Origin of the sequence: Bacteroides oleiciplenus YIT 12058, assembly GCF_000315485.1 — a bacterium.
GTDB classification, from domain to species: Bacteria; Bacteroidota; Bacteroidia; order Bacteroidales; family Bacteroidaceae; genus Bacteroides; species Bacteroides oleiciplenus.
This window is the reverse complement of sequence record NZ_JH992940.1, coordinates 371,693-393,975: the sequence shown is the minus strand read 5'-3', so window position 1 is coordinate 393,975 and position 22,283 is coordinate 371,693. Positions and strand designations below refer to the sequence as shown.

General features: G+C 42.6%; 18 protein-coding genes. 8 read left to right on the top strand and 10 right to left on the bottom strand.

What is annotated here, in order from left to right:
- The first annotated feature begins 145 nt into the window (after nt 1-145).
- Nucleotides 146-1,678 carry a carbon-nitrogen hydrolase family protein gene (locus tag HMPREF9447_RS01525; protein ID WP_009127445.1) on the top strand — a complete coding sequence of 511 codons (1,533 nt, stop codon included), beginning with the start codon at nt 146-148 and terminating at the stop codon, nt 1,676-1,678.
- 468 nt (nt 1,679-2,146) lie between these two features.
- Here the strand turns inward: HMPREF9447_RS01525 and HMPREF9447_RS01515 are convergent, their stop codons facing one another.
- The 6 genes from HMPREF9447_RS01515 to HMPREF9447_RS01490 form a co-directional block, all read right to left on the bottom strand.
- The gene (locus tag HMPREF9447_RS01515; RefSeq protein ID WP_009127444.1) at nt 2,147-2,848 is read right to left on the bottom strand and encodes an SIMPL domain-containing protein; all 702 of its coding nucleotides are present in this window, start codon (nt 2,846-2,848) and stop codon (nt 2,147-2,149) included.
- Nucleotides 2,849-2,944: 96 nt separating this feature from the next.
- Nucleotides 2,945-4,207 carry a TolC family protein gene (locus tag HMPREF9447_RS01510; RefSeq protein ID WP_009127443.1) on the bottom strand — a complete coding sequence of 421 codons (1,263 nt, stop codon included), beginning with the start codon at nt 4,205-4,207 and terminating at the stop codon, nt 2,945-2,947.
- Nucleotides 4,194-7,286 carry an efflux RND transporter permease subunit gene (locus HMPREF9447_RS01505; protein ID WP_009127442.1) on the bottom strand — a complete coding sequence of 1,031 codons (3,093 nt, stop codon included), beginning with the start codon at nt 7,284-7,286 and terminating at the stop codon, nt 4,194-4,196. Before HMPREF9447_RS01505 ends, HMPREF9447_RS01510 begins: the two co-directional genes overlap by 14 nt.
- Nucleotides 7,287-7,302: 16 nt before the next feature.
- On the bottom strand, nt 7,303-8,409 hold the full coding sequence (locus HMPREF9447_RS01500) for an efflux RND transporter periplasmic adaptor subunit (RefSeq protein ID WP_044137305.1): 1,107 nt from the start codon (nt 8,407-8,409) through the stop codon (nt 7,303-7,305).
- 67 nt (nt 8,410-8,476) lie between these two features.
- Nucleotides 8,477-8,872: a hypothetical protein gene (locus HMPREF9447_RS28295; protein WP_147336284.1), complete on the bottom strand. Its 396-nt coding sequence runs from the start codon at nt 8,870-8,872 to the stop codon at nt 8,477-8,479.
- A 241-nt stretch (nt 8,873-9,113) separates the two neighbouring features.
- Nucleotides 9,114-9,671 carry an NAD(P)H-dependent oxidoreductase gene (locus HMPREF9447_RS01490; RefSeq protein ID WP_009127439.1) on the bottom strand — a complete coding sequence of 186 codons (558 nt, stop codon included), beginning with the start codon at nt 9,669-9,671 and terminating at the stop codon, nt 9,114-9,116.
- Nucleotides 9,672-10,148: 477 nt separating this feature from the next.
- Between HMPREF9447_RS01490 and HMPREF9447_RS28290 the strand changes: the two genes are divergently transcribed.
- The 6 genes from HMPREF9447_RS28290 to HMPREF9447_RS01465 all read left to right on the top strand — a co-directional run bounded on the left by HMPREF9447_RS28290 (nt 10,149) and on the right by HMPREF9447_RS01465 (nt 16,360).
- On the top strand, nt 10,149-10,298 hold the full coding sequence (locus HMPREF9447_RS28290; protein WP_157225271.1) for a hypothetical protein: 150 nt from the start codon (nt 10,149-10,151) through the stop codon (nt 10,296-10,298).
- 253 nt (nt 10,299-10,551) lie between these two features.
- Nucleotides 10,552-13,977, top strand: coding sequence for an isoleucine--tRNA ligase (gene ileS, locus HMPREF9447_RS01485; protein ID WP_009127436.1), 3,426 nt, complete (start codon nt 10,552-10,554; stop codon nt 13,975-13,977).
- A gap of 28 nt (nt 13,978-14,005) precedes the next feature.
- Entirely contained in the window at nt 14,006-14,386 is a 381-nt protein-coding gene (locus HMPREF9447_RS01480; RefSeq protein WP_009127435.1) for a TraR/DksA family transcriptional regulator, read from the top strand.
- 2 nt (nt 14,387-14,388) lie between these two features.
- Nucleotides 14,389-15,018, top strand: coding sequence for a lipoprotein signal peptidase (locus HMPREF9447_RS01475; protein WP_009127434.1), 630 nt, complete (start codon nt 14,389-14,391; stop codon nt 15,016-15,018).
- The gene (locus tag HMPREF9447_RS01470) at nt 15,015-16,013 is read left to right on the top strand and encodes a DUF4296 domain-containing protein (protein WP_009127433.1); all 999 of its coding nucleotides are present in this window, start codon (nt 15,015-15,017) and stop codon (nt 16,011-16,013) included. Before HMPREF9447_RS01475 ends, HMPREF9447_RS01470 begins: the two co-directional genes overlap by 4 nt.
- A gap of 2 nt (nt 16,014-16,015) precedes the next feature.
- Entirely contained in the window at nt 16,016-16,360 is a 345-nt protein-coding gene (locus tag HMPREF9447_RS01465) for a hypothetical protein (RefSeq protein WP_009127432.1), read from the top strand.
- On the opposite strand, the gene HMPREF9447_RS01460 is transcribed toward HMPREF9447_RS01465, so the two are convergent.
- Nucleotides 16,311-17,072 carry a TrmH family RNA methyltransferase gene (locus HMPREF9447_RS01460; RefSeq protein ID WP_009127431.1) on the bottom strand — a complete coding sequence of 254 codons (762 nt, stop codon included), beginning with the start codon at nt 17,070-17,072 and terminating at the stop codon, nt 16,311-16,313. The genes HMPREF9447_RS01465 and HMPREF9447_RS01460 overlap by 50 nt on opposite strands.
- 146 nt (nt 17,073-17,218) lie before the next feature.
- On the opposite strand from HMPREF9447_RS01460, the gene tamL reads away from it, so the two are divergent.
- On the top strand, nt 17,219-19,525 hold the full coding sequence (gene tamL / locus HMPREF9447_RS01455; RefSeq protein ID WP_009127430.1) for a translocation and assembly module lipoprotein TamL: 2,307 nt from the start codon (nt 17,219-17,221) through the stop codon (nt 19,523-19,525).
- 72 nt (nt 19,526-19,597) lie between these two features.
- On the opposite strand, the gene HMPREF9447_RS01450 is transcribed toward tamL, so the two are convergent.
- The 3 genes from HMPREF9447_RS01450 to HMPREF9447_RS01440 all read right to left on the bottom strand — a co-directional run bounded on the left by HMPREF9447_RS01450 (nt 19,598) and on the right by HMPREF9447_RS01440 (nt 22,070).
- A complete protein-coding gene (locus HMPREF9447_RS01450) occupies nt 19,598-20,152 on the bottom strand; it encodes a DUF3332 domain-containing protein (protein WP_009127429.1) in 555 nt (184 codons plus the stop codon).
- Nucleotides 20,153-20,294: 142 nt separating this feature from the next.
- The gene (locus HMPREF9447_RS01445; RefSeq protein WP_009127428.1) at nt 20,295-20,729 is read right to left on the bottom strand and encodes a DoxX family protein; all 435 of its coding nucleotides are present in this window, start codon (nt 20,727-20,729) and stop codon (nt 20,295-20,297) included.
- Between the two features lie 48 nt (nt 20,730-20,777).
- Nucleotides 20,778-22,070 (bottom strand): NAD(P)/FAD-dependent oxidoreductase, encoded by a 1,293-nt coding sequence (locus HMPREF9447_RS01440; RefSeq protein ID WP_044137300.1) that lies wholly within the window; start codon nt 22,068-22,070, stop codon nt 20,778-20,780.
- Nucleotides 22,071-22,283 lie beyond the last annotated feature (213 nt).

Sequence of the window (22,283 nt, the reverse complement as noted above, 5' to 3'; positions counted from 1 at the left end):
AAACCCTTAACAGAAATGTTAAATCCTTACTGCGTTTTTGTAACAAAATGAATATGCTATAAAAATATATGCTTCCAAAGACAATGTGTGATTTTTAACTGTACCTTTGCAACGGATTTAACATTCTGGAATAACAGAGAACACTATGGATTCATTGAAAATTAATAAGGTACAATTGCGCAATTTACAGATAGAAGACTATGAGCAATTGGCGCAATCATTCACCCGTGTATATACGGATGGCAGCGATGTGTTTTGGACACATAAACAAATTGAGAAACTGATTCGAATTTTCCCCGAAGGACAGATTGTGACGGTAGTAGACGAAAAAATTGTCGGCTGTGCACTCTCCATCATTGTGAATTACGATGATGTGAAGAATGACCATACTTATGCACAGGTAACAGGGAAAGAAAGCTTCAATACACATAACCCTAAGGGAAATATCTTGTATGGTATTGAGGTGTTTATTCATCCCCAATACCGTGGTCTGCGTCTGGCACGCCGCATGTACGAGTATCGGAAAGAACTTTGCGAAACGCTGAATCTGAAAGCTATCATGTTCGGCGGGCGTATTCCTAACTATCATAAGTATGCCGACCAGATACGACCGAAAGAGTATATAGATAAGGTGAAGCAAAAAGAAATCTTCGACCCTGTACTGACTTTCCAACTCTCCAATGACTTCCACGTGCGTAAGGTAATGCGCAACTATCTGCCTAATGACGAAGAATCGAAGCACTATGCTTGTCTGTTGCAGTGGGATAATATTTATTATCAAGAACCCACACAGGATTATGTAACGCCTAAGACCACGGTACGTGTCGGTCTGGTGCAATGGCAAATGCGTAGTTATAAAACTCTGGATGACTTATTCGAGCAGGTAGAATTCTTTGTGGATGCCGTGTCGGATTACAAGAGTGACTTTGTCCTCTTTCCCGAATACTTCAATGCTCCGCTGATGGCAAAGTTCAACAATGAAGGCGAATCACAAGCTATCCGTGGGCTGGCAGCTTATACAGAGGACATCAGGGAACGGTTTATTAAACTGGCTATCAGCTACAATATCAATATCGTTACGGGCAGTATGCCTCTCATTAAAGAAGACGGGTTGTTATATAATGTCGGCTTCCTTTGCCGTCGCGATGGTAGTTATGAGATGTACGAAAAGCTACATGTGACACCCGATGAAATCAAAAGTTGGGGATTGAGTGGCGGAAAGGCTTTGCAAACATTTGATACGGATTGCGCTAAAATAGGCGTGCTGATTTGTTATGATGTGGAATTCCCCGAATTATCCCGAATCATGGCAGACCAAGGTATGCAGATATTGTTTGTTCCTTTCCTTACGGATACGCAGAATGCTTATTCTCGGGTAAAAGTATGTGCTCATGCCCGTGCTATTGAGAATGAATGTTTTGTGGTCATTGCCGGCAGTGTGGGAAACCTTCCGCGTGTGCACAATATGGATATCCAGTATGCCCAGTCAGGCGTATTTACACCCTGTGATTTTGCCTTCCCTACGGATGGCAAACGGGCGGAAGCTACGCCAAACACAGAAATGATTCTTGTTTCCGACGTAGACCTGGATTTACTGAACGAATTGCATACGTATGGTAGTGTGCGCAATTTGAAAGACAGGAGAAGTGATTTGTATGAGGTGAGGATGAAAAAATAAGAAAGAGATTGCATTTCTCTAATAAAAAACGTATTTTCGAGCACTAAAAGAAGGAGGAATGGCAAAAAAAGAATTGGATATCGCTTACTTTACTTTTAGATAAAGAAGGACTTATTAAGGAATTGAAAACTTACAAATTGGTAGACCAAATGTTATTTCATACAGATAAATCGCTGAAATATTTGAAATACATTGAAGCAAAGGAGATAACTTTATGAATAGAGAAATAACGAATAAGAACCTTCATCTGTTATTACCTGGAAAGGTGAGTTTTTTTGCCAAAATTTATACAGAAGAAAGGGGGGGGGGGGAGAGACCTGCTGGATGCTATTCGTACCTTTTACAAATCAAATACTTATAAGGCTTTGGAACAAGAAGAAACAAAATTATGGCACTACGGCCCGGTAGCTCTTTATGAAGAGTTTGAAGAGAGGCAATAGACTCTATAGTGCCACTATTTGCATTGTTTTATTTAATCTCGAATCGTACCACCATCGAATAATTCAGTTTTATAGTACGGAAAGTTTCAAAAGCTTCTGCCTGCGATGAGCTGACGTTGCTTTGTGCAGCATAGAAGCGAGAATAGCCGACATTTTCTTGTGGCTCCACGATACGGATAACATCCCCCAGCAGTTTGCCCAATGCTCCAACCAGATAAGCTGCTTTTTTTCGTGCAGCTTTCAATGCTTCTATCTTTCCTTTCTGGCGATAAGCCTGCATATCTTTATTCTTCAGTTCGCCGATACGCATGTAACTAATTCCCTTGGTATCGATTACTTTTAGTATCTCATCTATTTTATTAAAATCCGACAACGTGATATCAAACCGTTTGGAGATTAAAAAATCTCGTCCCCGTTCACGCCAGTAATCACCTACTTCTTGCGTACGAATGGCATTTTCCGGTATATCAATTTCATTCAGTGCACGTCTCAAGTTTTGTTCTATTTCAGATAATGGCACCTTAGTCCGGTAATTCTCCGGCTTGGATTTTCCGTCAAATTCTTCTATCCAGTATTCCTTAATCTCAATAAGATAGTGAATCTCATCGGGCACAAGCGTTATTTCTGAGGTTCCGGTCACTTCGATATACTTACCATTATCACATTCTTGACCAAATACAATAGTACCGGCAAATAGCAATGCTGCAAATAATAAAATTCTTGTTTTCATAACAGTATGTTCTTTAGAGAATTATTATTTGCAATGATACAAAAAAATGCAATTCAACCCGATGATTGAACTGCATTTTTCTACGTAACTATTGATTTATCCTTTGATATCCCAAATGCCGCAACTGCGTTCAAGCTCCACAAGCGCTGCATTATAGTTGAACAACGTCTCAATATATTGTGCCTGCACTTCATTGTATGTGCGTTGTGCATTCAATATTTCAAGCAAAGAGACTTCTCCCCGGTTATAACTGTATATCTTTCCTTCAAGCACGTCTTGTGCCTGCTTTAGTATACCACCTTCATAATGCTTCAATTGGAGTGTTTGTGACTGGAATTGCTGATAGGCTCCCATCACCTCCTGTTGCACTTGCAAGCACATCTGTTCGTATTGTAACTCGGCTTGCCGGGCTCGGAAACGGGCGGCATTTACAGCCCCCCTGTTCAGAGAAGAGAAGTTTAAAGGAATAGCAATTCCCGCACTAACTCCATTGAATGCCGGTGCCGGAGCTTCCTCATTACGCACACGCTTATTATGGCTCCATCCTAACGAAAACTCTACATCAGGACGTTTCTCACGTTTGGTTAAAGTCAACTCCCGGCGTGCAACCTCCGTGTTTTTTAAAGCTGCCAAAAGGTCAGAGCGATGCTCTACAGCCGTTTCAATCAGTGCGCCAAGCACGAATACCTGTTCCGGTTTCTTTAATTCCTCTACCGGATGAAAAAGTGTATCTGTAACTACAGTGCCAGTGAAAGGGGACAACTGCATGTAAGCTTGTTTCAGGTCCGTTTCGGCTTGCAGCACTTCGTTATACATGATGTCCGCTTCCAATTTGCTTTGTATAGCTTCCACCTCCATTATTTTACCGGATGCCAGACGAATACTATCCGATTGTGCCAGGTCGTACATATTGCCCCATGCGCTTCTTTTAATGTCATAAAGCTGTTTTTGTTTCATTACCTCCAGATAGGCAATAGTGGCATCTGCCTGTAAATTCCGGAAATAGTCATCTAATACAATCTCCGCTAACTCACTCTGACTACGTGCTAATCTGATACCTGCCGTACGCTTTCCCAATGTGACATTCTGCGAAAGCCCTAATTCATAACTTTGCCCCATCTGCAAGGTATGGTCTTCATTGTTAGAATAGGTAAAGGAGAGTGACGGATCATCGAACACCTTGGCAGCTATCACATCGGCATGCGCTGCACTGACGTTCATCTTCTCTGCGGCATATTCCAGATTATCCGCACTTACCTTATGCATATATTGCTTGTAAGTAATTGGTTCTACAGTCTGTGCCTGCATTGAACAAGCACAAACCATAGCAGTAAATAATGCAATACTATATCTTTTCATTTTCCTCATTTTTATCTTCCTTTTTTTCCATCATATAATATAAAGTAGGGAGGATGTATAGCGTTACCACAGTGGCAAACAATAATCCGTACACAATAACTGTTGCCAGTGGTCGCTGCACATCGGAGCCAATTCCCGTACTCAGGGATGCCGGAAGCAACCCCAATACGGCAACGGTAGCTGTCATCAGGATAGGGCGGAAGCGATGACGGACACCGGTAGTTACGGCATCACGTAAGTCGCGCCCACGACTGCGCAGGTTATTGATATGCGAAATCATAATCACCCCATTTTGTATGGCTACCCCAATCAGGGCTATGAAGCCTACGGCAGACGAAACATTCAGCGTCATTCCCCGTACATTCAGTGCCAGCATGCCTCCGAAGAGTGCCAAGGGAATGATACACATCAGCAAGGCAGCTTGCCGGAATTTGCCGAGAGCGGCAAATAGCAACAATAACATGATGCCCAGTGCCAATGGAACCACCACACCCAGACGACTGTATGCGCGGTGTTGGTTCTCAAACTGTCCCGCCCATTTCAGGTGATATTCTTCAGGATTGTAATCCACTTGTTCATCAATCATTCTATTGGCTTTCTGCAAGAATGAAGTAAGATCGATGCCACGCAGGTTGACACGAATGGTCAGATGCCGCTTGTTCATCTCACGCGAGATGGTACTTGCACCTGTTGTAAGTTTGATATCCGCAACCTGACTTAGAGGAATTTTTGCCCCTGTGCCGGAAGTCAGCATCAGATTGCCGATGCGTTCCGGCGTGTTACGTGTTTCCTCGCTGAAACGGCAGATGACATCATAAGATTTACTACCCACGAATATTTGTGAGATAGCTTTTCCTCCGATGGCAAGTTCTATCAAATCGGCTACGTCCGAAACGTTCAATCCATATTGAGCGATGCGGTCACGGTCGGCTACAATCTGAAGTTGGGGAAGGGGAGGTTCCTGGTCTACAGCTACATCCGTTGCACCCGGAATCTGTTTGATGACGTTGACAATCTTATCGGCAATGTGGCGTGTGCCTGTAATATCTTCACCATATATTTTCAGTGCAAGATCACTGTGTGCACCTGCTATCTGGTCCATCACCATATCTATAATCGGTTGTGAAAAACCAACAGAATATCCCGGCATGGTCATAAGTGTATCATTCATGGCTTCAATCAATTCAGCCTTATTGCGTCCCGTGGTCCAGGTATCGTAAGGTTTCAGACCTACACCGCACTCCACATGCGAAAGCGAAAATGCCTCGGCACCTTCATCATCACGGCCCACTTGTGTCATCACATACGATACTTCCGGAAACTGTCCGAGCTTCTGTCTCAATTCAGCTCCCATTTCTTTGGAACGTTCAATGGAGATGCCCGGAGGCAATTGTACCTGAATCCAGATGGCGCCCTCATCCAGAGGAGGGAGGAAATCTTTTCCCACCGTATAACTCAGGCCACCGGCCAATATCAAAATCCCTGCCAGTACCCCCAGCACCGCTTTAGGACAATCGATGACACGAACCACTTGGGCATGATACAGCATTTGCAGTTTTTCCAGCCAACGGTTATGATATACTTTGCGCGGCTTGCGGTAGGCCATATATGCCAATCCCGGAATCAAAAACAAGGCTACACACAAAGCACCAATCAGTGCATAGCCTACCGTATAAGCCATCGGAGTGAAAAGTTTCTTTTCGATATGCTCAAAGGCAAACAACGGCAAATAGGCAGTTATGATGATGAGGATAGAGAAGAAGATGGGGCGCGCCACTTCCGTTGTACGCCGCAAGATGGAATCTTCTTCCAAGATTTCCCCGGGATGCCGCTCACGTTTTTTCAAAATAGTTTCCATCATTACAATGGAGCCATCCACAAGGATACCGAAGTCAATAGCTCCCAATGAAAGTAAATTAGCGGGAATATCAGTGACGTGCATCAGGATAAAAGCAATCAGTAATGAAATAGGAATAGTAACCGCTACCAGCAACGCACCCCGCCAACTGCCTAAGAACAGAATCAGGACAACTATCACCAGAATCATCCCCATGAACAAAGTATGAGAGACTGTGTGGAGTGTCATTTCTACCAGATTCGTACGGTCCATGAAAGGATGGATGCGCGTTCCTTTAGGAAGTACTTCGTTGTTCAGTTCATCGATGGCCGTATGCACTTCTTCGAGCACCTGCGACGGATTTTGCCCGCGAAGCATTTGCACAATACCTTCCACTCCGTCGGAATAATTGCGCTTGCCATCATAGAATCCCAATACACCTTTGCGCTCCAGACTTCCATATTTCAGTTTGCCGATATCGTCCAGATACACAGGTACACCATTATCTGTTTTGATAACAATACGTCCCAAGTCTTTCAAATCTTTCACCAGACCGATACCCCGGATTACATAACTCAGATCCCCCCGGCTCAGCATACTTCCGCCGGCATTCACATTGTTCATTTCCACTTTTTCGATCACATCAGAGAGGGAAATATCATATTCTTCCATCTTCCGCGGGTTCAGTTCAATCTGATATTGGGTAGTGATGCCACCATAATTGCTGACGTCGGCCACACCCGTCACTTGTTTCAGTCGGGGAATAATCACCCATTTATGCAAATCGGTCATCTCTCGCAAATCCAGATTGTCACTTTCAATGACATAGCGAAATATTTCACCGGTGGGAGAGGTCAGGGGATTCAACCCCGGCACGGCATCATAAGGCAGCTCTACATCTACCAACCGCTCTTGTACGCGCTGGCGTGCCCAGTAATCATCAATGCCGTCATCAAACACCAACACCACAGTACTCAATCCGAAGGTGTTTTTGCTTCGCATCACGTTCAGTCCCGGCAGACCATTCACAGCCCGTTCTATAGGAATCGTAATCTGCTGCTCTATTTCCTCGGCTGCCAGTCCCGGTACTTGGGTTACAATCTGTACAGTGGTATCCGCAATGTCCGGATAAGCATCAATTGCCAGCCTTGTCCATGAATAATAGCCCACCACAGCAATGAAGCTAAACAAGACGAACATCAGTCCTCGACGATGTATCGCCAGAAAAATTAATTTCTTCATATGTGCAAACCGACGTTTAGTTGGCGTTCAATAGATAGAAAGCACCATCGGATACGAATTTCTCTCCCGATTGCAGGCCGGAGGTGATGACACACTTGTCGCCATCGGTAGCGGAAGTTTCCACCTTCCGTTTCAGAAACCGACTGTTGCCTAAAGATATCAGTGCATACGCCTGTTCCTCCTCTTGCAAGATAGCGGAAGTAGGAATCAGGATGCTTTCGGCAGGTTCATCAGTCAGTTTCACTGTGGCATACATGGCAGGTTTCATCAACCGCTCTTTGTTATCACATGCCACCAGCACTTCTACCGAACGCGTATCTTCGTCCAGCATTTCGTTGATGTGATAGATGCTACCGTTGAAAGTGCGGCTTGGCTGTGATACCAGTGAGATTTCCACTTGTTTCAAGGAAGAAAGTAGCGGCATATCTTTCTCTTTCACATTGGCAGCCACCCATATTTCATTCAGATCGGCAACAACGGCAATGGGGTCTGCATCCTCTTTCATGAACTGCCCGATAACAATATCATTCTTCACCACTTCGCCGGAAATGGGCGAACGGACAATCATAGGTTGACCCAACACCAGCTCGTCCGGTTCTATCTGGAAGACTTTCAGTGCTGCCAATGCATTCTCATAATCTTTCTTTTTCAGTTCATAGTTCACTTCAGCTTCTTCCACCTCTTTTTGTGCGCTTACCTTATGCGCATACAAATCCTGTTCCCGGCGTAGATTTTTGGAAGCCAGTTCCATTTCTTGTTTGGCCTGATAATAGACTTTTCCTGTTTCAAAAAAGTCGGGTGAGCTGATTTCAAACAAAGGGCTGCCTTTGTCCACCTTCTGTCCCAGCCGGATGAAGGAGCGCGTTACGCGTCCTGCAAATGGAGAGGCAATCTCTGCATAATGATTGGGAATGGCTTTCACTATACCGGATACAGTGAATGTCGTTTCATGCAATTCTTTATGTACTTCGCTTATTATCAGCTTTTTTGCTACGGGAGATTCTGAGGATACGATAATGGTATCTCCTGAGACAGAAAACTCCTGAATTTCCTGCTCTTTTTGCTGACCGGTACAAGCATAACACATCATGCCGGTCAGGCACAATAAATATATGTATTTCATTTTTTTGTCGTTATATTGAGAACTCATTTTTACTCATGTATTAAAAAGAACAGGCTTAATCACCTATTCAGGATACATGACAGGGAGGAGAACGAAGATGGAACAACCGAACCGTACGTACAATCCGATTCGTTCCATTCGACAAGAAAATGAAACTTAAAAAGAATAAGATAAAGGGGACAACCGGTAACTCATGCGAACTGTCCAAGCACAACAGATTAAACCAGGAAACGGTTTCCCATTGCGCTTCCGTATGCGAATGATGCATACCCGGCAGGTATGGATGGGAGTGGGTTACGAGGAAATGATCGACCACATGTGTATGAACAAAGGCTGTGTTTCCTACATAGTAATAAGCGAATACTACTATTAGTAAATACTTTACGGTATTGGAAAGTAACCTTTTCACATGCAATGCTTTTGCTTTGGCGGCAAAGGTAGTACATATTTCATACTCCATCAAAAGGGATACCGAATTATTTCTTAAAATAATTCAGTCAAGGAGTATATTGTTATCAACTCCGTACTTGCTCCGTATCTGCTCCGTATCTGCTCCGTATCTGCTCCGTACCAACTCCGTACTAAGTCCGTGCTATAGAGTACGGAGATGCTACGGACTTGGTACGGAGCAGATACGGAGCAAGTACGGAGTTGGTACGGAGCAGGTAAATGAATGAACTCAAAAAAGTTCTTTTAATCGATAATCACCAAACATCTTCAGTTTTGTCTTCTCCTACAAATGCTACCACCTTTTTCTTATAAAGATCTACTCCTTTAGCAATATTCCTCTCTGCATCAGGAGTTCCCATACCGTATACTACGAAAGGAGTCTGCCACATCATTCCACCATGTACGGCACCTGCCTGATAGGGACGCAACAATTCATCTACCGTAAAGCCGTTTCTTCCTCCGCTTCGGTATGCATCGAATTCAGAGCCGGTGGTTGTGGCTACCATCAATGGTTTACCTGCCACTGCGGGAGTCTTTGCCAGATGGGTAAATATCCGATCCTGCCATTGCTTCAACAAAGAAGGGGCCGACATCCAATAAAACGGAAACTGATATATCACAGCCGTGGCATGTGAAATAATGCGGCTCCACGCATCCATATTGAAGACATCATCTGCCGGCATCTCATACAAATTATACACAGCCACTTCTTCTATATCATTTATAGCATCGATCAAGGCTTTATTTGCTTGCGATTTTTCCATGTTGGGATGTGCCAGCAACACCACAACTTTTTTCAGATCTTTATCCATATTATTTTTGAGGTTTTGGTGAATAATCAATGTGACAGGCAAAAGTAACAAAATATTTGATAAATAAATATCTGTTCATTCAAAAACAATTGCATATATTTGCAACGATAAAAAAAGTTTCATGTTTAAATCTAAGAAGAGTTTGGTGAGGTAAATAATCTGTAGCTCTATTTGCAGATTATCCATTCGTTTTTCACTCGGGCATATTCTTGTCTGAGTTATTTTTATATTCTATAATTTATCAATATATAGCGAATTTGTATAGGGATGAGCGTATCCTTATATATAGTTTGCATCTTAAAACAATTGAAACAATGGATTTAAACAATATTCAAATCAGAGAAACTCAAATAGAAGATTTTAAAGCTATTATGGAAATCCACGAGCAGGCATTCTGCAATAAAAAGGAACTAATCTTATTTTCGTATTAGGACACAAGGAATATTATCCTCAATATGAATTTTTGCCACATGCTGCATGCTTAGGATATCCAGCCCCTACTATATTCCCGATGAATTGAGTGAGTACTGGATGGTTCAGCCAATCAGCAAAATAGGTTTTGACATAGGAAAAGGAAAGATAAAATGTGCCGATACCATGAACAGACCGGAATACTGGAGAGAGTGATGAGTAAAGCAAATTATCATTATAATGAAAATCCTGTTTGATAGATATCTAATGATTTTTTCATTATAATGATAATTCGCTATGATTCTCCGGAGACTTCAATCGGGTTGTTTTTTTGTTTTTTTCTATTCAATAATATCTTTTCTCTAACTTTTTTGTAACTTTGCACCCTTAAAATAAAGAGGGTTATTGTTTCATATAGAAAAATGCCCTCGAATCGTAAAATTGTAACATCGTTAAATTGCAAATAAAGATGGGTAAGAAGTTTGCCGAATATTCGCAGTTCGACCTCTCAAAGGTAAACGCGGAAGTGTTGAGGAAATGGGACGAGAACCAGGTTTTCGCCAAGAGTATGACAGAACGTGAAGGCTGTCCTTCTTTCGTGTTTTATGAAGGACCGCCCTCTGCCAATGGTATGCCGGGCATTCACCACGTAATGGCTCGCTCCATCAAAGATATTTTCTGCCGTTACAAAACCATGAAAGGCTTCCTGGTGAAACGTAAAGCAGGTTGGGATACACACGGACTCCCTGTGGAGTTAGGAGTAGAGAAAGCGCTTGGAATCACGAAGGAAGATATTGGCAAAACAATTTCCGTAGCCGATTATAACGCTGCTTGCCGCAAGGATGTGATGAAGTTCACCAAAGAATGGGAAGAACTGACTCACAAGATGGGTTATTGGGTGGATATGACTGACCCCTATATCACCTACGATAACCGCTACATCGAAACATTGTGGTGGCTGTTAAAACAACTTTATACAAAAAATTATCTTTATAAAGGATACACCATACAACCGTATTCTCCCGCTGCCGGTACAGGACTGAGCTCACATGAGTTGAACCAGCCCGGCTGCTACCGTGACGTGAAGGATGTGACCTGCGTAGCGCAGTTCAAAATGAAGAACCCGAAGCCGGAAATGGCAGAGTGGGGGACTCCTTACTTCATAGCATGGACTACTACACCGTGGACATTGCCTTCGAACACCGCACTGTGTGTAGGTCCGAAGATAGATTATGTAGCGGTACAAAGCTACAACGGATATACCGGAGAGAAAATCACTGTTGTTCTCGCCAAAGCTTTGCTATATACGCACTTCAACAAGAAGGCGGAAGACATCGCTCTGGAAGATTACAAGCCGGGCGACAAGTTGATACCGTTTAAGGTGATAGCAGAATACAAAGGTCCGGAACTTGTTGGCATGGAATATGAACAACTGATACCATGGGTAAATCCGGGTGAGGGTGCATTCCGTGTAATACAGGGTGACTATGTAACTACGGAAGATGGTACAGGTATCGTACACATCGCTCCGACATTTGGTGCGGACGATGCTCAGGTGGCTAAAGCTGCAGGTGTTCCGCCGTTGCAACTCATCAACAAGAAAGGTGAACTCCGCCCGATGGTTGACTTGACTGGTAAATTCTATAAGTTGGACGAGTTGGATGAGAACTTCGTAAAAGAACGTGTAAATGTAGAGTTATATAAAGAATATGCAGGCCGTTTCGTAAAGAACGACTACGACCCGAATCTGACCGACCAGGATGAAAGCCTTGACGTGAGCCTCTGCATGATGATGAAAGCTAATAACCAAGCATTCAAGATAGAGAAGCACGTGCACAACTATCCGCACTGCTGGCGTACGGACAAACCGGTATTGTATTATCCATTGGATAGCTGGTTTATCCGCTCTACTGCTTGCAAGGAACGCATGATAGAGTTGAACAAGACTATCAACTGGAAACCGGAAAGTACCGGTACGGGGCGTTTCGGCAAATGGCTGGAAAATCTGAATGACTGGAACTTGAGCCGCTCACGCTACTGGGGTACTCCACTGCCTATCTGGCGCACGGAAGATAACAGCGAAGAGATTTGTATTGGTTCAGTTGAAGAACTTTATAATGAAATAGAGAAATCTGTAGCTGCCGGATTGATGAAATCTAATCCTTACAAGGATAAAGGTTTCGTGCCCGGTGAGTACACAGGGGAGAATTATGATAAGATAGACTTGCATCGTCCGTATGTGGATGACATCATCCTCGTATCCAGCGACGGTAAGCCTATGAAACGTGAAGCAGACTTGATAGACGTATGGTTTGACTCCGGTGCCATGCCGTATGCTCAAATCCACTATCCGTTTGAAAACAAGGAGTTGCTGGATAGCCATCAGGTATTCCCGGCTGACTTCATCGCGGAAGGTGTGGACCAGACACGCGGTTGGTTCTTCACACTCCATGCGATAGCTTCAATGGTGTTTGATACCATCTCTTATAAGGCTGTCATATCTAATGGATTGGTACTTGATAAGAATGGAAACAAGATGTCCAAACGTTTGGGTAACGGTGTTGACCCGTTCTCTACTATCGAGAAATATGGCTCTGACCCCTTGCGTTGGTACATGATCACCAATTCTTCTCCGTGGGATAACCTGAAGTTCGACGTAGACGGCATCGAAGAAGTTCGTCGTAAATTCTTCGGCACCTTATATAATACGTATTCTTTCTTCTCACTCTATGCCAATGTAGACGGATTTGAGTATAAGGAAGCTGACGTGCCGATGGCCCAACGCCCGGAAATTGACCGTTGGATACTTTCTGTACTGAATACACTGGTGAAGGAAGTGGATACTTGCTACAGCGAGTATGAACCAACCAAAGCAGGACGTTTGATATCCGATTTCGTAAACGATAACCTCTCTAACTGGTACGTTCGTCTGAACCGTAAACGTTTCTGGGGTGGCGAATTTACGCAAGATAAATTGTCTGCATACCAGACCTTGTATACTTGCTTGGAAACCGTTGCCAAATTGATGTCGCCTATCGCTCCATTCTATGCCGACAAGCTCTACATGGACTTGGTAACTGCAACAGGTCGCGACAATGTGGTGTCTGTACACTTGGCTAAGTTCCCCGTATGTAACGAGGAAGTGATAGACAAAGAACTGGAAGCTCGCATGCAGATGGCACAGGATGTTACTTCCATGGTGTTGGCTTTGCGTCGTAAGGTGAATATAAAAGTACGCCAACCGTTGCAGTGTATCATGATACCCGTAGTAGATGAAGAGCAACGTGCTCACATCGAAGCTGTAAAAACACTTATCATGAGCGAAGTGAACGTGAAAGATATCAAGTTCGTGGATGGTGCTGCAGGTGTATTGGTAAAGAAGGTGAAATGTGACTTCAAGAAGATGGGACCTAAGTTCGGTAAACAGATGAAAGCCGTAGCTGCTGCCGTTGCTGAATTGTCACAGGATGCCATTGCCGAGTTGGAAAAGAATGGTTCTTACACTTTGCAATTGGATAGCACAGACGTGGTAGTGGAAGCTGTAGATGTGGAAATCTTCAGCGAAGACATACCGGGATGGCTGGTTGCCAATGAAGGTAAATTAACTGTTGCTCTGGATGTTACTGTAACCGAAGAACTGCGTCGTGAAGGTATCGCACGTGAACTGGTTAACCGTATTCAGAATATCCGTAAGTCAAGCGGTTTGGAGATAACGGACAAAATAAAGATTACATTATCAAAAAATCCGCAAACAGATGATGCGGTAAACGAATATAAAGACTATATTTGTAACCAGGTTTTAGGGACCTCACTGACGCTGGCAGACGAGGTAGAAAACGGCACAGAACTTAACTTTGACGATTTCTCCCTGTATGTGAACGTTGTAAAAGAATAATAATACTAACGATTAAACACGTAAAGTTATGGCAGAAAAGACTAGATACTCGGATGCTGAATTAGAAGAATTCCGCGCCATTATTAATGAAAAGTTAGAATTGGCACAACGCGATTATGAATTGCTGAAAGCCAGTTTAACCGGAGCCGACGGTAATGACACCGACGATACGTCTCCTACGTACAAAGTTTTGGAGGAAGGTGCCAACACCTTATCCAAAGAAGAAACTACGCGCCTGGCTCAACGTCAGTTGAAGTTTATCCAGGGATTGCAAGCCGCACTGATACGCATTGAGAACAAGACGTATGGCATTTGCCGTGAAACCGGCAAATTGATTCCTGCCGAACGTCTACGTGCTGTGCCTCATGCTACATTGAGCATTGAAGCCAAAAATAACGGCAAAAAGTAAGGATGAACAATTATCTTACGAAAGGTCGCATTGCGCTGCTCGTTATTTTCTCGGTATTGATTATCGACCAGATAATCAAGATATACATCAAAACGCACATGTATTGGCATGAAAGTATTCGCGTTACCGATTGGTTCTATATCTACTTTACCGAGAATAACGGCATGGCTTTCGGCATGGAAATATTTGGCAAGCTATTTCTTACCTTATTCCGCATTATTGCTGTTACAGCGATAGGATGGTATCTGGTAAAGATTATAAAACAAGGCCTGAAGACTGGTTATATTGTGTGCGTTTCGCTTATTCTCACGGGAGCATTGGGTAATATCATTGATAGTGTATTTTATGGTGTATTATTCAACGAAAGTACGCATTCACAGATAGCTTCATTCATGCCTGAAGGTGGAGGATATGCTCCGTTATTCTACGGAAAAGTGGTGGATATGTTCTATTTCCCTATCATCGACACGAACTGGCCTCAATGGATGCCGTTTGTAGGTGGGGAGCATTTCATATTCTTCAGTCCGATATTCAACCTTGCCGATGCTGCTATCAGTTGCGGTATCATTGCTCTGTTACTGTTTTACAGCAAATATTTGAATGATTCTTATCATGCAATAAAGAAATCATGAAAAGGTTGCATCGAATTCAATGGCTTAATATATTCCTGTTAGCATTCTGTTTTACCGCCTGCCAGGTGAAAAGACCTAAGGCGGTTATTTCAGATGCTAAGATGGAAAACGTACTCTATGACTATCACATAGCAAAAGCTATGGGGGAAGAAGTTCCTTATACTGATAGCTATAAGAGAGTGCTGTACATTGAATCGGTGTTCAAAAAACATGGTATTACGCAGGCCGTTTTCGACTCCTCTATGGTTTGGTTTACACGTAATCCGGAAGTCCTCACTAAAATTTATGAGAAGGTAAATACAAAATTAAAAGCTGAGCGGGATGGCATTAACCACTTGATTGCCATACGTGACAACAAACCTAAGGAAAGTCTTCCGGGCGACAGCATTGATGTATGGGCATGGCAACGCATTTATCAGTTGACGGGTATGCCAATGGACAACAAGATAACTTTCTCATTACCCTCCGACACAAATTTTAAAGATCGCGATACCTTGCGGTGGAACGTGCATTTCCGCTTCCACAATGGTGCAGTGGACTCTATGTATGCCCCTACCATGGCCATGCAGATTATCTATAAAAATGATACTATCATCAGTGATCTTCAGAAAGTATATAAGTCGGGGATGAAAACGATATCCCTCTTCGCCGATACTTTGGGAGAAATCGTAGAAATACGTGGTTCAATCTACTATCCGGCGGCACAAGCCACTCATACATTACTCACCGACCGCATTTCCCTGATGCGTTATCATGCTACGGATACCTTATCTTTCGCAAAGAATGATTCTATCCGGAATGATTCTATTCAGGAAAAGAAGAAAATGGATAATGTAGAGCAAAAAGAAGAAATCAAGCCTGTAGAACAGACAGAAGAAAAAATAGATGGAAATCCCCGTAGACGCGATGTAGGTCGTCCTCGTCCGGTTTCGACAGAACCAATAAAGAAAGTAGAAAAACCCGGGAGCCTTCAATTCCGTAAAGATAAACCGTAATCATGAAACGATACGCTTCGCATTTCATTTTTATTCCCGGATATGGTTATCTCAAACAATATGTGGTAGAAGTGGAAAAAGGATGCGCTGTGTCTGTTTTTCCGCTGACGGAAGAAATTGAAGGGGTAGAGTGGTTTCCCGGAGTAATTGCTTTGTTTACAGAAAAAGCTGATGTTTCAGCAAAATTTCATGATGTCTTTCAGAAACAAAAAGAAATATTGAATGAAGTTCCGGAAACCTTCTACAAAGAACAATTCGTTTCAAGGTTGATACCTTATTTATTTTATCCCTTTGATTTTACAGCGATGCAGCCTGCCGACGGAACTCGGCACAGACAACTGCTGTAGCAATAGCAACATTCAGTGACTCGGAAGTCTCCCGTTCTGCCGGATAATTTGGAATATAGAGTTTATGATTGATGAGTTGCTCTACTTCTTTTCCTATCCCGTTGCCTTCATTACCCATCACTATCAGTCCGTTGGAAGATAATTGCTGCATATACATGTTTTCACCGTCGAGGAAGGTGCCGTAAACCGGAATGTTGGGCAGGCTACGGATAAGCTCGGGCAAGGGAGTATAATACAGTTTCACACGGGCAATGCCGCCCATAGTAGCTTGAATGGTTTTGGGGCTGAAAACATCTACGGTATTCGGAGAGCAAAAGATATGCTCTATACCGAACCAGTCGGCCAGGCGAATGATGGTACCCAGGTTTCCGGGGTCTTGTACATCATCCAAAGCCAGACAAAGGGAACGGCTGATAACAGAAACATCCGTTTTATATTCCGGCTGCTCAAAAACAGCAAGTACTTGTTGCGGTGTCTTCAGCAAACTGGCACGAGAAAGTTCCTCAGCAGAAACTTCCGAAACATCTTCTGTTGGAAGCTGAGGATATTGCGACAACCATTCTGCCGTAGCCACCAGAAAACGACAAGGAAAATGTCCTAATAGATCTCCTACCAGTTTAGGCCCTTCGGCCAAAAATACCTTCTCCGTTTTACGGTTCTTCTTCAATTCCAGCGAATGGATATATTTGATGCGGTTCTTACTTAGTGCCATAGCTTAAATGTTATCGTTTGGCAAAAGTACGTGATAATTTCTATATAATCAAAAAACGGAACACACTTCATCCGGTTTTTTATTTCGGGAAAGAAAAAATAGATTTATATTTGTAGTCTATTTATGCGCAATTTACAAAATCTGGTATGAAGAAAGGTTTCCACTACGCAATACTTACTGCTGTCATACTCACATTGGCTTCCTGCTCGACTACCAAATATGTGCCCGATGGCTCATACTTGCTGGATGAAGTGCGCATACATACCGATAGTAAAAACGTGAAGCCTTCTAATTTGTCCATTTATGTGCGACAAAATCCGAATTCCAAATGGTTTAGTCTAATCAAGACTCAGTTGTATGTTTACAACTGGTCGGGACGTGACTCCACTCGCTGGGTGAACCGTGCATTGCGTAGATTGGGAGATGCGCCAGTGATATACAGTAAAGAAGATACTGAACGCTCCCGTGAAGAAATGACGAAGGCCGTGCAGAACATGGGATATATGAGTGCCACTGTGGAATACATCCCAAAAGTAAAAAAGAAAAAGCTGAAACTGGCCTACAAGGTTACTACCGGTGAACCTTATATAGTCCGTAGTCTGAAATATGATATTCCGGATGAAAAAATATGGGAATATATGCAAAAGGATTCTACAGCAACCTATATTTCTGAAGGTATGTATTTCAATGTCAACATACTGGATAGCGAACGCCAGCGCATTACGAATAATCTGCTGCGAAATGGGTATTATAAATTCAATAAAGACTATATTTCATATACAGCAGATACAGTGCGGGGCACTCACCAGGTGGACCTGACCTTGCATCTGGCACGCTACAAGCAACATTCAGATGATGAACCACGGAATCATCCGCAGTACACCATCAATAAAGTGAACTTCATTGCAGACTACAATGTTCTGCAATCTTCCGCCCTGAGTAGTGTTGAAATCAATGATTCGATACATTATAAAGGATTTCCCATTTATTACAAAGACAAATTATATCTGCGCCCCAAAGTGTTGACTGATAATCTGAGTATAACCCCCGGAACACTTTATAATGAGCAGGAAGTGCAACGCACTTACTCCAATTTCGGACGTCTGCCGGTATTGAAGTATACAAATGTCCGCTTCTTTGAGACACAGTCAGGCGATAGCACAAAGTTGAATACCTATGTAATGTTGACGAAGAACAAGCATCAGTCTGTTTCCTTTGAGTTGGAAGGTACCAACTCTGCCGGTGACTTGGGTGCTGCAGCATCTGTTTCTTTCCAGAACCGCAATGTGTTCAGAGGGTCCGAAACTTTTCTGGTCAAACTTCGTGGGGCTTATGAGGCTGTTTCAGGTTTAGGTTTGGGTTACGGACACGATAATTATACAGAACTCGGCGTGGAAAGCAGTATTAATTTTCCCCGTTTCATGTTCCCGTTCTTATCCAATGACTTCAAACGAAGAATGCGGGCAACTACCGAGTTCGGCGTGCAGTACAATTACCAGATGCGCCCGGAGTTTGCTCGCATCGTTGCTTCGGCTTCATGGAGCTACAAATGGGGATTGCAACGTCAACGTTCGCAACATCGTATAGACCTACTGGATGTCAACTATCTGTATATGCCCTGGATAGAGCCGAATTTTGAAGATAAATATTTGAATAATGAGCAGAACTATATTCTGAGATATAACTATGAAGACCGCTTGATTGTTCGTACCGGTTATAGTTATACATATAATAGTGCTGGACAGGCATTGATGAACAATGCGGTTATAGGTAATTCTTACAGTGTACGCTTCAACTTCGAGTCCGCTGGAAATCTGCTATATGTGATTTCTAAGATGAGTCATCTAAAGAAAAATGATCAGGATGAATATACGATATTGAATATTCCATACGCACAATATATAAAAGGGGATTTGGATTTTGCCAAAAATATTGTGATTGACAATCGTAACTCCATAGCCTTCCACATTGGAGGCGGCATCGCCATCCCTTATGGCAATGCGCAGGTTGTTCCTTTCGAAAAACGTTATTTTTCGGGTGGTGCCAACAGTGTGCGTGGATGGTCTGTTCGTAGTCTTGGCCCCGGTTCTTTCCCGGGTGACGGCAATTTCCTGAATCAATCGGGAGATGTCAAGCTGGACGCGAGTATTGAATATCGCACACGCCTGTTCTGGAAATTCAGAGGTGCAATGTTTGTAGATGCAGGAAATATCTGGACGCTTCGTGAATATGAGGACCAACCGGGCGGTAAGTTCAAATTTAATACGTTTTATAAGCAAATAGCAGTAGCTTACGGATTAGGATTACGCCTCGATTTGGACTTCTTTGTACTTCGTTTTGATGGAGGTATGAAAGCTGTTAATCCTGAGAAAGGGAAAGACCGTTTCCCCATTATACGCCCTGATTTCGGACGTGATTTCGCTTTCCACTTTGCTGTGGGATACCCATTCTAATAAATTAAAAATTGAGAAATAGGCTGCGCTTTTATGCCGCATGGCTATTTCTCAATTTTTAATTCTCAATTTTTAATTCTCTGCAAAGTAAGTGTTGATCATTGTTGCCTGACGAGCAGCAGCTACGCCTTGCGCATCCAATGTCACATTCATTGCTTCTCCATTTGGCAAATACATCTGTGCAGTACCATCACCGTTCATTTGCAACAGTTCAGTGCTAACACCTTCTGCAACAACATTCCAAGTGTTCAACTCCTGGTCGTAAACTAACTCCATAGCAGTCGTTTCACCCTCTTTTGTAATAGAGTAACCATTCTCCAATGTCTTTACGAGATAGTTTCCGTTTTCACCTTTCACTTTTTTCACGTCACCCACATTAGCCATAGGATTAGAACCGCTCCAGAATTCGATGGAGTTAATTACTAACGCATCCGCCAGATAGCAGACTGGGTATACAGGAATAATGTTGCAAGCCAGATAAACAAGCTCATTTACAAACTTCGTACCAATGCTTTGGTTCCAATTTACCAACTTGCTGTGCAGTCCGAAAGAACCGATACAGGAACTGAAAAGAAATGCGCCACAAATCATCACGGTTGCAGCCAAATTCAAATTACTCTTTTTCATAATTACTTTCTTTTGTTTTACTGAGTTTCTTGAGTTTAACTCTTTTGTTCTTTTTCTATTTGGCAAATATAAGTTGTTTTTGTGAAAAATTAGTCTGTATTTGAGATAAAAACAATTTTTCAGCAAAATGGAACAAGCCACTTTAGGCCTTTTTAGGAGTCAGAGCCTTGCCCAACCAATGGTCTACAGCAAACTTACCGGGACCGACAATGTACATCAACATAAACACTACCAGATATATGAAAGCCAATTCTTTAACAGCAAACGGATCGTTACCGTGAATAACGAAAAAGGCTACCCCCATTGTAAATATCATTGGTATCATCGCCAAACGATAGAGGAAGCCTATGATAAATGCCATAGAACAAGCCATTTCACCAAATATGGCTAAGCCTAATGAAAGGGGGCTACCTATACCCAGCGGGTCAGGAAATGCAGTAGATAACTCTTGGTAGTTTGCCCATTTCTCAATACCGTGGTTCATCAATAACACACCAAATACAATTCTCACAATCAGTAATATAGTAGATGCAGCTGCACCATCCGGCTTAGACGGAAATAAAAATTTATAAAGCATAGTCGTTCGTTTTAATTAGTTATATTTTATATAACAAAATATAAGGGGTTATGGTTTATCCCTACGCAAAGGTTTTATGATTACCCGTAAAGAAGGATCGTATGTAAAGTAGCTCCACATCCAGTCTACAAAAATAAAGAGCCGGTTCTTGACCCCAACAATGCTCATCAAATGGATGAATAACCATGCCGCCCATGCAAGAAAACCACCAAAACGCAATTTTTTCAATTCTACAACAGCATGATTACGACCAATGGTAGCCATAGAACCTTTATTGTGATACACAAATGGTTGCATTTCAAGTCCACGCTCTACTCTATCCAAATTACCAATCAGGTTACGTGCCTGCTGAATGGCAGGTTGTACTACTTGCGGATGCCCTTTCGGATATTCCGTAGAAATCATAAGTGCCGTATCGCCAATAGCAAAGATATTGGTATACCCTTGAACACGGTTGTAATTATCCACTTGCAGACGGTTACCGGGTCCATAAGCTTCTTTTGCCAGTCCATCTATGCTGTTGGCACGTACACCTGCAACCCAAAAAACGTTCATAGTTTCCAGTGTATTGCCGTCATTAAATGTTATTACACCATTTTCATAGTTGCTCACCTGTACGCTGGTCCTGATTTCAACATCGCGTTTCAGCAGGTAATCCGCAACTTCTTCTGATGATTTCTCAGAAAAAGCGGAGAGAAGGCGGGGAGCACCATCCACTAAAATTATACGCATGAGGTTTATATCAAGATCAGGATAATCTTGTGGAAGCACAAACTTTTTCATTTCTGCCAATGCACCGGAAAGTTCGATTCCCGTAGCACCACCGCCCACAATAACAAACGTCATCAGGCGTTTTCTTCTTTCAATGTTACTGGTATTCTGGGCTTTCTCAAAACTTTCCAATATCTGGTTACGGTTGAACAGTGCTTCTGCGGTATTTTTAAGAGCCATGGTCTGCTGAGACAGTCCGTCATTACCAAAGTAATTGGTGCGGCATCCGGTAGAAACAACCAGATAATCATATGAAAGGGTTCCTATGGAAGTCTCCAGGATATTATCTTCGGGTATAACCCGTTGCGCCTCACAAATACGTATGTGGAAGTGCTTTCTTCTTTTAAATATCTTGCGGAATGGGAATGAGATGGCACTCGGTTCGATGCCTGCTGTTGCCACTTGGTAAAGCAGAGGTTGGAAAATATGATGATTATTCTTGTCCAGTAATACTATTTGGAATTTATTGCTTTTCAACTTTCGTGCTAACTTCAATCCACCGAAGCCGCCACCGACAATAACAAGCCGTTTCCGTCCCTCTTTATCGGGAATATCCATTTTTGTTTTCATAATAAGTGAGTTATTCGTTATGTAAGAATAACATTGCAAGAGGAATAAAGTTCGCTTTTTTTCCGAATTATCATTTTGGTCTATTTTGCTCTTTCTCTCATCACATTTTCTTATTAGTGTGCAAAAGGAAATAAGTATGAACAAAATATATCTTATTATTGTTGTATTAAAATTAAAATAAAACTAAATTTGCTGGCGGAGTTTTCCGAAAGT

Bases quoted from the DNA above. Each gene is read 5' to 3' on its own strand.
- ileS (WP_009127436.1), top strand. From the start codon at position 10,552: ATGGGTAAGAAGTTTGCCGAATATTCGCAGTTCGACCTCTCAAAGGTA.
- HMPREF9447_RS01440 (WP_044137300.1), bottom strand. From the start codon at position 22,070: ATGAAAACAAAAATGGATATTCCCGATAAAGAGGGACGGAAACGGCTT.
- HMPREF9447_RS01515 (WP_009127444.1), bottom strand. From the start codon at position 2,848: ATGAAAACAAGAATTTTATTATTTGCAGCATTGCTATTTGCCGGTACT.
- HMPREF9447_RS01480 (WP_009127435.1), top strand. From the start codon at position 14,006: ATGGCAGAAAAGACTAGATACTCGGATGCTGAATTAGAAGAATTCCGC.
- HMPREF9447_RS01465 (WP_009127432.1), top strand. From the start codon at position 16,016: ATGAAACGATACGCTTCGCATTTCATTTTTATTCCCGGATATGGTTAT.
- HMPREF9447_RS01475 (WP_009127434.1), top strand. From the start codon at position 14,389: ATGAACAATTATCTTACGAAAGGTCGCATTGCGCTGCTCGTTATTTTC.
- HMPREF9447_RS01470 (WP_009127433.1), top strand. From the start codon at position 15,015: ATGAAAAGGTTGCATCGAATTCAATGGCTTAATATATTCCTGTTAGCA.
- HMPREF9447_RS01445 (WP_009127428.1), bottom strand. From the start codon at position 20,729: ATGCTTTATAAATTTTTATTTCCGTCTAAGCCGGATGGTGCAGCTGCA.
- HMPREF9447_RS01460 (WP_009127431.1), bottom strand. From the start codon at position 17,072: ATGGCACTAAGTAAGAACCGCATCAAATATATCCATTCGCTGGAATTG.
- HMPREF9447_RS01500 (WP_044137305.1), bottom strand. From the start codon at position 8,409: ATGAAATACATATATTTATTGTGCCTGACCGGCATGATGTGTTATGCT.
- HMPREF9447_RS01510 (WP_009127443.1), bottom strand. From the start codon at position 4,207: ATGAAAAGATATAGTATTGCATTATTTACTGCTATGGTTTGTGCTTGT.
- HMPREF9447_RS01450 (WP_009127429.1), bottom strand. From the start codon at position 20,152: ATGAAAAAGAGTAATTTGAATTTGGCTGCAACCGTGATGATTTGTGGC.
- HMPREF9447_RS01490 (WP_009127439.1), bottom strand. From the start codon at position 9,671: ATGGATAAAGATCTGAAAAAAGTTGTGGTGTTGCTGGCACATCCCAAC.
- HMPREF9447_RS28290 (WP_157225271.1), top strand. From the start codon at position 10,149: ATGCTTAGGATATCCAGCCCCTACTATATTCCCGATGAATTGAGTGAG.
- HMPREF9447_RS01505 (WP_009127442.1), bottom strand. From the start codon at position 7,286: ATGAAGAAATTAATTTTTCTGGCGATACATCGTCGAGGACTGATGTTC.
- tamL (WP_009127430.1), top strand. From the start codon at position 17,219: ATGAAGAAAGGTTTCCACTACGCAATACTTACTGCTGTCATACTCACA.
- HMPREF9447_RS01525 (WP_009127445.1), top strand. From the start codon at position 146: ATGGATTCATTGAAAATTAATAAGGTACAATTGCGCAATTTACAGATA.